General features: G+C 33.6%; 8 protein-coding genes, 4 tRNA genes and 1 pseudogene. 2 read left to right on the top strand and 11 right to left on the bottom strand.

Annotation, left to right across the window (positions count from 1 at the left end):
- Nucleotides 1-360: 360 nt before the first annotated feature.
- From AC0L8O_RS24655 to lepB, 8 genes and pseudogenes are all read right to left on the bottom strand, one after another.
- Nucleotides 361-735: an N-acetylmuramoyl-L-alanine amidase family protein gene (locus AC0L8O_RS24655; protein ID WP_473449130.1), complete on the bottom strand. Its 375-nt coding sequence runs from the start codon at nucleotides 733-735 to the stop codon at nucleotides 361-363.
- 31 nt (nucleotides 736-766) lie between these two features.
- Nucleotides 767-1,156 (bottom strand): annotated as a pseudogene (locus AC0L8O_RS24650) (DUF7225 domain-containing protein); the annotation flags it as partial.
- 191 nt (nucleotides 1,157-1,347) lie between these two features.
- A complete protein-coding gene (locus AC0L8O_RS24645; protein WP_473445925.1) occupies nucleotides 1,348-2,220 on the bottom strand; it encodes a DUF6612 family protein in 873 nt (290 codons plus the stop codon).
- 375 nt (nucleotides 2,221-2,595) lie between these two features.
- Nucleotides 2,596-2,688: transfer RNA gene (locus tag AC0L8O_RS24640), tRNA-Ser, on the bottom strand.
- 7 nt (nucleotides 2,689-2,695) lie between these two features.
- Nucleotides 2,696-2,768, bottom strand: a tRNA-Ala gene (locus tag AC0L8O_RS24635).
- Nucleotides 2,769-2,783: 15 nt separating this feature from the next.
- A tRNA-Thr gene (locus AC0L8O_RS24630) sits at nucleotides 2,784-2,856 on the bottom strand.
- Between the two features lie 38 nt (nucleotides 2,857-2,894).
- A tRNA-Val gene (locus tag AC0L8O_RS24625) sits at nucleotides 2,895-2,970 on the bottom strand.
- A gap of 114 nt (nucleotides 2,971-3,084) precedes the next feature.
- A complete protein-coding gene (gene lepB, locus AC0L8O_RS24620) occupies nucleotides 3,085-3,633 on the bottom strand; it encodes a signal peptidase I (RefSeq protein WP_473445924.1) in 549 nt (182 codons plus the stop codon).
- Between the two features lie 995 nt (nucleotides 3,634-4,628).
- On the opposite strand from lepB, the gene AC0L8O_RS24615 reads away from it, so the two are divergent.
- Entirely contained in the window at nucleotides 4,629-5,294 is a 666-nt protein-coding gene (locus AC0L8O_RS24615; RefSeq protein ID WP_473445923.1) for a hypothetical protein, read from the top strand.
- A gap of 240 nt (nucleotides 5,295-5,534) precedes the next feature.
- Here AC0L8O_RS24615 and AC0L8O_RS24610 read toward each other — a convergent pair whose 3' ends face one another.
- Complete coding sequence (locus tag AC0L8O_RS24610; protein ID WP_473445922.1) at nucleotides 5,535-6,182, bottom strand: lysozyme inhibitor LprI family protein; 648 nt, start codon at nucleotides 6,180-6,182, stop codon at nucleotides 5,535-5,537.
- A 376-nt stretch (nucleotides 6,183-6,558) separates the two neighbouring features.
- Nucleotides 6,559-7,776, bottom strand: a complete 1,218-nt coding sequence (locus AC0L8O_RS24605; protein ID WP_473445921.1) for a hypothetical protein — start codon at nucleotides 7,774-7,776, stop codon at nucleotides 6,559-6,561.
- 277 nt (nucleotides 7,777-8,053) lie between these two features.
- On the opposite strand from AC0L8O_RS24605, the gene AC0L8O_RS24600 reads away from it, so the two are divergent.
- Nucleotides 8,054-8,233 carry a Spo0E family sporulation regulatory protein-aspartic acid phosphatase gene (locus AC0L8O_RS24600; protein WP_473445920.1) on the top strand — a complete coding sequence of 60 codons (180 nt, stop codon included), beginning with the start codon at nucleotides 8,054-8,056 and terminating at the stop codon, nucleotides 8,231-8,233.
- A 112-nt stretch (nucleotides 8,234-8,345) separates the two neighbouring features.
- Here the strand turns inward: AC0L8O_RS24600 and AC0L8O_RS24595 are convergent, their stop codons facing one another.
- Entirely contained in the window at nucleotides 8,346-14,651 is a 6,306-nt protein-coding gene (locus AC0L8O_RS24595; protein ID WP_473445919.1) for a SpaA isopeptide-forming pilin-related protein, read from the bottom strand.
- Between the last annotated feature and the right edge of the window lie 15 nt (nucleotides 14,652-14,666).

Here is a 14,666-nt window from a genome sequence, read left to right as displayed (position 1 = left end):
TTCTAACTAATATATTAAGCCTCCAGATTTACTAAGTATAGATATAGCAAGCCTAATGTTTATGTATAAAAAAAGAGATGCATAGATAGCATCTCGAAAGGGTATTTCACACACAAGTTCATTATAGCATGTCGAATAATGTCGAATAGAGTCGAAAGACCTAATATTCATTTGCAATTTTTTCTTTATCTCTGTTATTTATGATCGAAGTTCATCCTTAATTTTATTCATATCAGTGTAAACGACTCGTCTTAATTCATCTATAAGAGTCCAAGCATATAAATTATTGACTAGATTTTCAGGTTTTTCCCATCAGTAATTCTAAGAGATTTACGATGTTCAACCTTTTCCTTTTGTGTATTATTTAATTCCATAATTTTCTCCTCCACTTCTTTTATTGACTCTTGAATTGATTTTTTTACTATTTAGACCTATATATTTTGCAATACCTCTGGCATGTGCTTGACCAACTGCTTTTAGAAATTCTTCATTCTTTAATAAAATTGCATCTGGGCTTCTATCAATAAAGAGGTTTTCAGTTAAAACAGCAGGCATATTCATTTCTCGTAATACTAAAAAGCCTGCCCTCTTCATTTCTCTATCAGAAATTACTCCAAACCCACTCATCGCAGCTAATATTTCAGTGTGCAAATGTCTTTGTAAGGAATGAGTTGCAGCACTTATCACTCCGTTTGAAACATAGCTTTCAAATCCTGTTCCACCACCAGCATTTATATGTACTGATACAAAAACTTCAGCTCCCCAATTATCGTTTCATTGTTCTTGAAAGCTTTTTTACTGAACTAATATCTACCTATTTATTACCCTATGTTCTAGGTGTCGGAATTTTCTCTTTTGCCCGTAGTATAATAGTTTAAAAATCATCTATGTATTGAACAACAAAAAGTTCATCAAATTGACCAAATGTATTTTTATTGGTTGTAACACTTATTCGTCTTCCATCTTTTATGACATCACATCCATGTTAATTTGGCACTTTCACTAATTCACCATTCGTGTATAGAAAACAATAGTATTCACCTAAACGACCTATAAGATGCCTCATTTCAGTTGCTTTATATCCAAGGACATTCATTTCAAATCAGAACATATCCAAATTTTCTTCATATAACTTTTTTATTTGGGAAATTCCTATTGAAACCTCATTACAAGTTTTGTTTAGTGGATGTAAACAAATAGGGTTGTCCGTAATGGACAACCCTTCATTTTTAAATCTATACTATATCGGTAAAACAATAACTACCTTGCATTACTCCCTAATAATATAGAACTACAGCCACTTGGACCGATTTTATTATTTGGGTCAAGGAACCTGTCCCTCTGTCCCTAGAGATCCATCTCAACTGCGTTGTCGATTACTTCTTGAGGGACTTTCACTTCATCGATTTTATTATATTGGCTATATTTCCCTTCCATGTTTTGTTTCATCTTTACTGTTTCACCTTCTGCAGATAGTTCCATATCCATAACTGTTTTTAGGCTTGTTGGATACATTGTCTCTTTATTGATGACTATTTCGTATTTTACTTCATTGATTTTCATATTGTTAAATACTTCACCATCTGCATATAGATCTTGTGGAAGTGTTTCTTGAACAGTTTCTTTAATAAAGTCTGTAAATTTATCTCCAGCTGCATTTAGTGTGAGGATAAAGTTGTCTGCATCTTGTTCAAAGGTAAAATCCTCAACAAATTTTTCAAGTTTCTTAAGCTCTTCTGCTGGGTTTGATTCTTGGTTTGACATTTGCATTAATTGATCCGATGTTTCTTTTGGAAACTTTGTCCATTGATTTGCTGCGGAGTCAAAAACAAATATTCCTTCCGGAGAAAAATACGTTTCAGTCGTATACGCCGTCTTAGTTCCAGCTTCATTCATATCCATGTCCATTTTTTGATACAAGGTCATTGGGTCTGTAACAACTTTCATATCTATAGTTGAATCCATATTCATAGCGTCTTTTTGTTTCCCAACAGACATTTCTTGAGTCATATCCATTTTAACCGCAAAGCTCTTCACCTTCTCTGAAGCTTCCATTGACTGAGTCATTACCTGTTCGAGAGTTAGCTCTGAATTGTTTTCCTTTTTAACATTTTCTTTTGATACGTCTGCTTTTTCATTGACTGTTTCTGCTGTTTGATCACATGCTGAAAGCAAAAGCATAAGAAAAACAGCAAAAATAAGTGGTAAAGTTTTCTTCATTTTGTACACTCCTATTTTATCCTTTTTATTTAATACGTTAATGGTACATTGAAAGTTTCAGATCATTCATGGTTTACGTCCAATAGCAATTTTTGCAGGGATTACGAACTTTTTAATAATTAATTCTTAGGTCCTTTAAGACTAGTTCTTTCAATAGCATCACTCCATAGTCATTTACCCAATATATCATATTGGAAACAATATGGAAACACTACTAGAATATTTATTATCTATTTACTATTTTATTAATTTTCACAGTAAAAATATAGAAAGGTTCTGTGCTTTAACTAAAATAAACTAAGCCCTATCCATACTTGGAATTAGGCTTAGTTTATTGTTTTATATGTAATTTATATTCTAGTCTTAAAAATCAAATGGAGGAGGAAGGGGGATTCGAACCCCCGCGGGCTTTGACACCCCTGTCGGTTTTCAAGACCGATCCCTTCAGCCGGACTTGGGTATTCCTCCTAATAAGTGGAGCCTAGCGGGATCGAACCGCTGACCTCCTGCGTGCAAAGCAGGCGCTCTCCCAGCTGAGCTAAGGCCCCGTATAGATTATAGAGTGCCGGCGAGAGGACTTGAACCCCCAACCTACTGATTACAAGTCAGTTGCTCTACCAATTGAGCTACACCGGCGTAAATAGGTATATATTATTTCGAGTATTAAAATTTCATGGTGGAGGATGACGGGATCGAACCGCCGACCCCCTGCTTGTAAGGCAGGTGCTCTCCCAGCTGAGCTAATCCTCCTAAAAATATAATGCACTACTATGTAAGACATTATATATTATACTCAATTTACAGGTAAATTCAAGCGTTTTTTCACCTTATTTTACATAATAAAATATGATTTTTTTTGATACTTTATTCCGGGAACCCTACTTTTTGTAAAGGGTAAAACCTGAGCTTCACTTCTCCAATAACCGAATCATAAGAAACAAATCCAAACATTCTACTATCCTTACTATCTAAACGATTATCACCCATAACAAATAACATGTCATTAGGTACTTCAGTTTCTCCTGTACTATCTTCCAATGAAAAATTTCCTGTTAAATTATGCAGAAGAGTCTTTTCTTTATTTTTTATTAAATACTCTTCACTGCACACTTCTCCATTAATATATAGAACATCATCTTCCATCTTAATGCTGTCTCCCGGAAGACCTATGACCCTCTTAATATACTGCTTTCCTTCTATATCTGGAGCATCAAACACAATCACATCAAAGCGCTGTATTTTTGATGTTTTACTTACTACAACTCGATCTGCATCATGAAAAGTAGGTGACATCGATTCTCCAAATACAGTTATTGGAGTGAAAATAAATTCTCTACAAACGAAAACAATGATAAAAGCAATTGCTATTGACTTTATCCAAGAAATTATTTCTTTTTTTGTACTAGACTTCATTGTTTACCCACCTCATACTATCCTTTTATAAAAAAAATTAACAACAAGCCGCAATTTATTAAATTCATAAAAACACAATCTTATAGTACCATTATCAAATAGTAATATAATACCATAACCATCAGGTATTAAAAAGATATTCTATATTTTCTGGTTTTTTCATAATTGTCTTAAATCTCATTAATTATCACTCGGCTTGAAATAACATTAAATGGATATTAATCCTACAATAACTTTACCCTTATTTTCAAATCATAAGCATAATGATATATTCCTTTGCAAAATAGTGGATTTAAAATGCATTAAAGGAAAATTCATCTAAAAATACATTAAGATATACCTAATAATAATCAGTTTCTTACTACTATTTTCACCATAGTATTATCAAACTATAATATAGTTGTGTGTTTCACTTTCGAGGTTGCTATTAATCTAGCACCTCTTTTTTTATTTTCAGCAATCGTTTACACACAAAACATTCTAAATACTTAAATTAGAAGAACTTATTTTAATTTTATTACTTTTTAAAAACCTATTTACACATCTACCAAATAACCTTAAAATTTCCTATTGTGTATATTATTTGTAAATGAGGTGTCAATATAGAAAATCAACGAACATACAAACATTGGACATTCAATGAACTTAAAGTATTAATTGAGCTAAAGGAAAAAGGGCTGAAATACAGAGAGATTGCTAAGAAACTTGACAGATCTCCTTTAAGCGTAGAAAAACGTTACAGAAAACTCATGAGTAGCTAAAGACACACGTGTAAGCGGACATTCACTTGAAGTTATCAATCAGCATGCTTACACAATTTCTAATTATCCTCTCTATACAATTCTTCTAAAACATATATAGAAACACCACTAAATATTTATCAGTAATTCACTCAAATTTTTTAAAAAATCCTTTTCCCGCCTTATTTCGACATTCTTTTTAGTTATCGACTTATATAATGGATTGGAATTTAATTTCCATAGGAGGATTTTTTCATGAAATTACCTAGTGTGTGTATTATCGTTTTATCTTTCATCTTATTAATGGGCTGTGCAACAACTGACACAACTCACGTCAACTCTACAAATGACACAAATAAAGAAGAATCTACGTCAAGCTCAAATAAAAATGATGTAGATTCGAAGTCATCAGTTCTAACTGAAGATGAATTAATGGGAGAAGTTTATGCAGTTGCTTCGGAAGAAGCTCCTACTGGTTATATTCTTGAAGGCATCCAACCAGCTAAGATCACAGGAAAAGAGTATTCTGACTTTGTTGTGATTTTTAAACATGAAAAAGAACCTTTGGTTCAATTTCCTGTCGTCAAGGCTTTTTCATATCAAGAAGGAGAGTGGCTTTCATTTTCTATTTTAAACGAAGAAGACAATGCGGGCTCTTCTCTAACCATAGGTGGAATGCACCCTTTCATCTCTCCTGACCAAGAAGAAGTTATTTTAAATGAAGCCGAAGGTAGTGGAGGCTTTATGAGTTTATACATAATCGGCAGTAAGGATGGAAATACAATTGAGTTACTGCACAAAACGGAACCTCTCCCAGAAGGTGCATTTTCTTACAAAAATGGTGAACTGAAAATATTAGATTTAGACTCAAACTCCGAAACAACAATGAAATGGGATAATGAATCGAAAACCTTTAAATAAAATGGTATCTATTCAAATACATTAATAAAAAACCTGAATGGAGATTGTTGGCATACGTATTCATTCGGGTTTTTAAATTTCTCATACAAGTCTTAGTTTGCTTTCCATCTGGCCAAGGTAGACTCCATCTTCTTTCCTTATTTTATCAACCTTTATAAAATGAAAAAAGAGCCAAACGGCTCCAAGTTTTTTTCATATTGTGCTTCAATTACGGAGTAAGCTTTAACTTATTAATGGTTTTCACTCCATATACTTCTCTACTAATTCATAACATCTCTCTTTTGTCGTATTTGCCAGGGAGGCTACATATTCCAATGATTCCATCGTTCCTCCTTCAAACTGGCTTGCATCTTTTTTTGCAGTCTCATCTCTGTATGTGACCCATTTTCTTTGTTCTTGTCGTAGTTTTTCCATTTCATTGCTAGAGAGTTGCTTTTCTAGCACCTGGTAGATTTCATTTAATTCTTGATCCCATTTATCTAATATCACTTCTTCTGATTTTGTCATTCCTAGTGTTGTATCATCATCGTTATTCCTAATTTCAGTTACTTCCTTCTCAATGCTTTTGAGCTTTTCTACGTATTTCTGCTTGTTTCCTTGACCTTTTTTTGTTTCATTGCTATCATTTTCCTCTTCTGCTTTACGATCTGCTGGTTGCTGGGATTCCTCTTTACTATCTGTTTCTCCAGTACTCTCTTTTTCTATATCATTATTTTGATTACCATTCTCTTCGATAGGTTTTGTTTCCACACCAGTCTCAGTATCATTCTCTTCAAGTACTACTTCTTCTTTTTCATTCGGAATATCTTCAGATTTGTCTACGTTAGCTTCACTGTTACATGCAACCAGGAAAACAAGAAGAGGCAGAGCAGCAAATAACTTATTCAATGAAATAACTCCTTTCTTAATTTGAGTACCTTTTACCCTCTATAAGGTACTCCTTCTTTCTTCATTCTAAAAGAGTCAAAAGGTATATTTCTCCAACTTTAGTTCAGCCATAACAGTGCAGTAACTTCGTGCATATAAAATAGCCAAACGGAATATCGCTTGGCTATTTTCATCATTACTTCAATACTGACCTCAAATATCATAATCAACGTAAGTAGAAAAAACACATCTTACCGCAATGCTCGATTCTTAATGGTTAAACCTCTTAAGGATTAAAAAGAGGATGCCCTTAATGAAATATAGAAATTAGCTTTGTCTTACATATTATTCATGTGCACATATTTTTGTCCTGGTTACATATATGAAGAGTTATGTATTAGCGATCAAGCTGAACATTCGCATCAGGAAGAACGTAATATCCCCCACCTACTTCATATTTTCCATCCTCAATTCCATAGACCCTTACCGTCTGCTTTGGTGCAAACCTTTTATATAACCTGCCCTCTGGCGTATTAACAGTCATGTATTTCGTTTTCCCCCATACATGTCCAAAATAGTATAAGGTATCTTTTCCACTGCCCTTCAGTACATAATAACCACCACCAACCTGGTAACGATCATCTTGAATTTCGTACACCTTTAGACCTTCACCTTTCTTTAATGTTCGATGAACCTTCCCTTGTGGGTTATATAATGCCATGCCTGCTTTTTGAATTAATACACGGCCAATCCAAGGATACTTATCTGTCGTTTTTTTCACTTCAACCTCTAATTCATAAGGAAAACTGGCTTTATTCACGTTGATGTATTCTGCAAGTTCTAAGAAATATGTCCCTGCTTTTAGAGAAACCTCATTTACCCGGTCAGCACCCTTAACTGGTAATTCGTTAAGCAGATGGTCAATAAATATCTGTTTACCAGAGGAATCGTAGACTCTAAGGTTTCCATAGCTATTTGGATATTTTCTGTGTTTGATTATAATCGTACTATCCTTAGTGAGTGTGAATTTATAGGTATCTCCATCATCTGTTCTTGGATTTGTTACAAAAAATCCTTTATAACGCTTATTAAGCTCCATATTATTCGCTAAATCCCAAGTATCATTATCTTCTTTCTCATAATAATTGCCTGGTTCAAAAGAAACGCTAAAATGATATGTAACATCTAATATATTTGTACCTGCGGATAACTCAAGATAATATGTACCTGCAGGTAAACCTACTTGACCTGTCTCATCTTCTATGAGACTAGGATCTGAAGTATATTTTAAATATTCATTATTCACCTTTCCATTTGAAAGTTTAACCGCCACAATACCATTCACATGATTACTGTCTGCATTTACTGTAACAACTCCACTTGCAGGCAGTTGGATCTTATAAATATCCTTAGAGCCCCTTCTAAAGTCATCATCCGCAAATGTGGATTGATATTCCTTGTTAAGCTCTACCGGTGTTGCCGAAGAATAAATCTCATTAGGCTCCTGATTGATATTTGTATATCCATGGCTTTCTTCTGCCTGAACCTGTGCAGCTGATGGTAAAAATACAAGTGGAAATATTGCAATTGTTAAGATGGTTAGTAGATTTTTCATTTATGTCCTCCTAAACTTTATTCTATTAGTATTTTACTATAATGGTTGAATTTGTGAATAAAATCAACAAATTCTGTCATTGTTTTTATAGTTCCTAATCCCTAAATTATTGTTATTATTTTCAAAATGGTTTGCTTAAAGCAATTCATTCTATATATCCACAATTCTGTTTTTATACGATAAACAAAGCTATTTCATAAATATTCAAAAACCATTTACAACCTCAATACAAATAAGTAAAATAATACCATAGTACTAATTCTAAAGGAGAATGTAATTGGATACTCTTACTTTATTACAATCAGACTCTGAAAGAGATTTATTAATGGAAATTGATCAATTAAAATTGAACTTAATTAAAACTGCTCTCCTTTATGGAATAAACCATCCATTTACTATCTCAGTCAGTCAAGATTTAGATATATTAATTATTGAATACCAGAAGATCTATAAATAGTAAAAGGTGAACCCACATTCTCTGTAGGTCCACCTATAATTCAACTCTATCCTTCCTTTTATCCCACTAATTGCTCCTAATCAAATTTCAACTATTCCTTATATTCTTCCTCTTATTTTTGGTCCTGTTTGTTTCTAGTACGAATTAATGTGAAAGCTCCAAAAAGCACTAATAAAAAACCTAGTAATACATAATTTACTACATTTGTTGCTGTATCAGGTAATTTACCCACATTAGGTCCTTTAGCACCTTTAACATCCTTAGGATTTTGTGGGTTATTCCCTGAAATTGATTGTTGTGTTATAGCTGATGATTCTTGATTTGCAGGTTTTGGTTCTTTTTTATTATAGACTTTTATAAATGTTGGTGTCTTGTTTCCTTTTTCAACAGCAAAGCTAGTTGGTGTTCTGTCAATTTTATAACCGTATGGAGCTTTTACCTCGACAAATTGATAGTTACCCGGTTTTAATCCATCTACAAGCAGCTTACCTTCTTTATTAGTTGTTAAGCCTTCTTGCAGTTTTTCTCCTTTTTCACTTTGCAGAAAGAATTCTGCTCCTTCTAAGACAAGATTCTCGTCATCTGCATCCACTTTTGTTAGTTCTACTGCACCTGGTGTTAAGTGATTTGTTGTTTTAATCGCCAATGTCCTTGTTTGACCTTTTTCGATAACAAAGCTAATTGGTGTTTTGTCAATTGTATAACCAAATGGAGCTTTCGTCTCAACAAATTGATAGTTACCCGGTTTTAATCCATCTACAAGTAGCTTACCTTCTTTATTAGTTGTTAAGCCTTCTTGCAGCTTTTCTCCTTTTTCACTTTGCAGAAAGAATTCTGCTCCTTCTAAGACAAGATTCTCGTCATCTGCATCCACTTTTGTTAGTTCTACTGCACCTGGTGTTAAGTGATTTGTTGTTTTAATCGCCAATGTCCTTGTTTGACCTTTTTCGATAACAAAGCTAATTGGTGTTCGATCAATTGTATAACCAAATGGAGCTTTTGTCTCAACAAATTGGTAGTTACCCGGTTTTAATCCATCTACAAGTAGTTTGCCTTTTTTATTGGTTGTTAAGCCACTTTTCAGTGTTTCTCCTTTTTCATTTCGAAGCTCAAATTCTGCTCCTTCTAAAACAAGGGTTTCGTCATCTGCATCCACTTTTGTTAATTCTACTGCACCAGTTATAAGGCTATTTTCAACTTCAATTAATAGTTGTTTCGCTTGACCCTTATCTATCGTGAATAGAATTGGCGATTTGTTAAGTTGATAGTTTTTGGGTGCCTTTGTTTCTACAAATTTGTATGTTCCCGGTTTTAACCCGTTTACCGTTAATTTTCCGTCTTTATTGGTTGTTAAGCCATCTAATAGCTTGACACCTGCTTCACTTAACAGTTCAAATTCTGCTCCTTGCAGGACAATGGTGTTGTGATCTTCATCCACCTTTGTTAGTTCTACAGAACCCGGGGTTATTTGATTTGTTGTTGTAATCACCAATGTTTGCGTTTGGCCTTTTTCAATAATAAAGCTAAGCGGTGTTCGATCAATTGTATATCCGAACGGGGCTTTTGTTTCTACAAACTGATATTGCCCAGGCTTTAAATTTCCAACTAGGATTTTACCATCTTTATTCGTGATAAGATCTCTTTTTAAGCTTCTGCCATTATGATCTTGTAACTCAAATACTGCTCCTTCTAAAGGTTCTTTTTTGTTATCTCGATCATATTTCACTAGTTCTACTGAGCCTAAAATCAACTCATTTTCTATTTGGATTTTCAGTATTTTCTGTTGGCTTCTCTCAATGTCAAATTGAATTGGCTGCTGTTTCTTTATATAACCAAATGGTGCCTTTGTTTCTATAAATTTATAGGTACCTGGTGTTAAATTATTTACAAATACTTTCCCATCCGCATCTGTTTTTAATTGATCTGTTATTTTATTCCCTTTATCGTCTTGTAATTCAAATTCCGCTTCAGGCAAAACGAGGGAATGATTATCAGCATCTACCTTTGTTATCTCTACAGAACCAGGGATTAGCTTGTTTGTTGCTGTTACTTTTTCTGGTTTAACTTCAGCTACTGTTTTACTTTTTGAAATAGTAAAGGCAATTGGAGACTTATCTAATTGAAAGTCTTTTGGTGCCTTTGTTTCAATGAATTGATAGCTACCAGGTTGTAAATCATGAACAATGATCTTTCCTTGTTCATTTGTTATAAGCTTTTCGCTAATTAATTCACCAGTGCCACTTCTAAGTTCAAATTCTGCACCCGCTAAGGACTCGTTCTCGTTATTTTCATTTACTTTTGTTAATTCGACCAAACCTGTTATTAGCTTGTTATATGTTTGAAGTGTAATCAAATCCGTTTTTCCATCTTCAACAGTAAATGCTATTGGTGTTTCATCAAGCTGATAGTACTCAGGGGGTGAAACCTCAATAAATTGATAGTTGCCCGGCTTGAGGTTTTCAACAAATATCCTGCCATTATGATCTGTTTTCAGATCCTCATGTAAGACCTCATTGTCCTTTACCAGCTTAAATATCGCATTTGATAATGTTGTTTTCTTATCATCGTCATATTTAATTAGCTCAACAGAACCAAGTTTTTTATTTTTTGCTGTCAATTCTACTGCCTTCGTTTGGTTCTTACTAATAGTAAAGGTTAATGGGCTTGAATCCAATTCGTACCCATTTGGTGAGATTTTTTCAACAAATTCATACTCTCCGGGTTCTAAGTCCTCCTTGTAAATGATACCTTGTTCATCGGTCGTCAATGTTTCAACAAGCTGGTATTCATTTCCTACCTTTTTTCGCAACTCAAATGTTGCATTAGCAAGCTTTATCTCTGTATGATCACGATCTTCCTTTGTTAACTTTACTGCTCTTATAATTTTTTCATTTGCTACCGTAATTTCATCTACTTCTTTATCAATTGTTATATCATTCTCTCCATTAATACCTACCAAATATCCTTCAGGTGCTTTATCTTCTTTTAAGACATAATCACCAAATAGGAGTTTATCGAAAAGTACTTCCCCATTTTCATCAGTCGTGGCAGTTTTTAGCACGATACCACTTTGTTTGTCAACTAAAGAAAATACTGCACCTTGGAGTCGCTCACCACTATTCGCAGCTGTTTTTATGACTTTTAAGGAACCTAATGTTCCAGTTCCATCACCCATGCCTGCTGTTCGTTTTACGACAATAGATGTTTTTGTCTTTGTAATATCTCCCGGAATAATATTCTTACCTGTTATTGTTACATCATTATTTACTGTTTCATTAATATTTGCTTGGATATAAGATTGATATTCTAAAATATACGGCTTACTAATATCCTCGTTTAATGTAAGCTTAAAGGAATCCGCTTCGTCATTTAATAAGAGTAAATAATCTTCACCTGGAACTAATTCCTCACCCTTTGTTACGTTTCCTTTTTCATCAATCATTGTTGAATACAAATGAAAAGAGTCTTTTAAAAGTAATTGATTCTTACTCGGTTGATCCTCAATGACTGCATCAACTATTTGAGATTGAGCAAAGTTAATATTTACTTTCCAATCTATCAATTTACCTGATTGTGTTCCGTCTTTTGCCAAATATGTACCACCGTTTGGAATGCTAACAGTAGCGGATATTTCTGTTTCCTTTGTATCTTGATTATATAAGGTTGCTGTATTATTATACTGAGCACTAATAAGTGGCACATCTTGTAAACTTGTTTTATACGTAATCAAATATGGTGTCGTGACTTCATTTTTGAACTCAAGTCTAAAGCCTTTATTTCCTTCTAAATTAAGAATAGAATAGTCTTGTCCTAATACTGCTTCCTTCTTAGTAGTTCCATTTGCACCACCTGTAAGGTCCAATTGGAATACTTCTATCGAACCTTCTATTAGCTTTTGATTACCAATGATAAAGTCCTCAACTGCAGCTGCAGGGAGAGTCTTTAAATTATAGTTAACACCTACATTCCATGTTATTTCCTTCGTTACCGCATTATAAGTTCCATTTTTAAACCCATTTGCCTGTGTATTCGTATCTGGAGTAAATGTTGAAACTATCTCTTTCGAAACATTGCTTCCCTTATGATCTGTCCACTTTAAAATGGCTTTATTTTCAAAATAGTTTAGACTTTTATCTTCCCTTACATCATAATCAAATGCTGTTTTATACTTAATCGTGTAAGGGGTATTAATGTCTTCTAAAAATTGTAGAGAAAACCCATTGTCACTGGTTTGAGTTAATGTATAGTCCTCAGCTAATGTTAATGTTCGTCCTTCTGTAGTAATGATTAAGCTGTCTTTCTCAAATGCTAGTCCACCATTTGTGAAAATATCCTCCAGTATGACATTCTTCATAACATATCGATCATGATTAAAGGTTACTGTCCATTCAATCTCTTTTTCCTTATAATTAGGTGTTCCGTGAGATTTAAGGAGAATGCGTTGATTAATCTGTCTTGTTGATTCCTTGCTTTCTTGAGTGGATTCGACAGTATTTTTAATTGTTTGCCCTTCAAAAATCCGATCATTTGCTTTTGTTTGGTACGTAATTTTATAAGCTGTTTCAATATCTTCATTAAAGCCTAATTCAAAGCCATTTTCCCCTTCAGAAGTCAATTTTTTCAACGTATATTCTGAAGGACCTACAAGCTCTCCAATGCTCTCTTTTCCATTCTCATCAATTTCTATATGATGTACTTTTAAAGATCCCTCAACAAAATCCTGAGTATTAGTAAATAAATCTTTTAAAATAGCTTTCTCTTTTTCTACACTCTTTTCATTATAATTATATTTAATCTCCCAAGTAATGAGCTGATTATCTTCATCATATTCAGTCGAACTTTTCCCAAGGTGAATTCCCCGTTTTACACTAACAGATGCTGTTGCTTCACCTACTACTGTATTATCCTGTAATAGTGTCGCCTTATTCTGGAAGTTTGTCTTATCTTCATCTGTAATATTTGTTGTATAAACTAAACGATACGCCGTACTTATCTTATCTTTAAATTTCAGAGCAAAATCTTTACCTTCTTCTGTTTTCTCAATTATATAGTTGGAAGGATCAACCTCTCCACCTAATTCTATCTCACCATTCAGCTTAGTGATAAGATGATACAGCTTTATTGAGCTAGCATTTAACTCTTGTCCTTCTTGAATAGGATCATTTAATTTTGCTTGATCCAAATTCTCTAAATATTTATTAAAATCTACAGTCCATGTTATTGTTTCAGCATTATACCCTTTATCAGGTACGCCACTTTTATTAATGGCAGGTCCGTTTGGTATGTACTCAAAAGGGACCTGGAATGTTTTTCCTCCTTTAATCGGTGTGATATCTACTATTTTCTCATCATTTATAGTGATTTCTTCATTTAATTTTGTCCATACTTGAAGAGAACCTTCAATGTTTGAAAATTGTTCAATAAATTCGGTAAAAACAATTGTTGCTGTGCCATCTTCTTCTACAGAGAAATGTCCAAGAACTTGACCATTAAAACGCATCTCTTCTTTAACAACTTTATTATAAACTTCAAGCTCATCTGGGAGGTTGAAGGTAAAGGTTGCACCTTCTTTATAGCCATGATTGTTTTCTAACTTCCAATAATATTCAACTCCAATATTAGAGTTTTTATTCGGTTTTTCAACAGCATTCCCATTCTCATCTTCATAATAAAGCTCAGCCGTTATCAGAATATTTTCATTAATCGCTACACTATTAAGACTTACTTCTTTCTCTTGAGTGATTGCTGCTTTTTCTTCTGTAGCTTGTAATGAAGCTGTTTCATTTTTTGTTTTTTCATCTTCTTTCACTGTATTTGAACTCTTATTTTCAATTTGTTCTTCGCTTTTCTGAATATCCTCTGTTACTTTTTCTGACGTTTCCTTAGAATAAAGAAGGATGTTTATTATCTTCTCATTTTCTTTCAATTGAAAAGGGATAGAAATCGAATTTGTATCAGGTATTTGTTCAGTATTTAATTGTACTGGGATGGAAAGAGATCCTGATAAACGATCATCTAACTGGGTATCAGCAGCAAAAGTAAAGGTAATCTCGCCACCTTTTGTTACGTTATAGCTACCCACTTCCTGTTTATCACTAGTAAGTAGTGGTTTTTGCTCTTCCTTTATGACACTAAGTACTTTAGGAGCTTGGTATGAATATGTATCCCCTGCTTTTACCTCCACATTGTCAAGTGACCACTGGTAAACTAACGTGATACCCGTCTCTTCTTTGAGTGCATATTCCGGAGTTACATTTGCGTCAATGTTTGTTCCTTCATGGTCTATTAAAGTGACATCTGTTAAGAGGTTTTGTTTTAACTCTACAGCAGTAGCTGTAAATGGTAAGACTATTCCATTTACAATTGTTTGTAATAACAGTACAAAAACGACGAAACTAAAACTAATTTTTTTCTTCAATTCTTCATTTCTCCT

The sequence above is a fragment of the Metabacillus sp. KJ11-3 genome, from assembly GCF_055808295.1.
The sequence above is the reverse complement of the archived record's forward strand: the minus strand, read 5'-3'. Positions and strand labels throughout refer to the sequence as shown.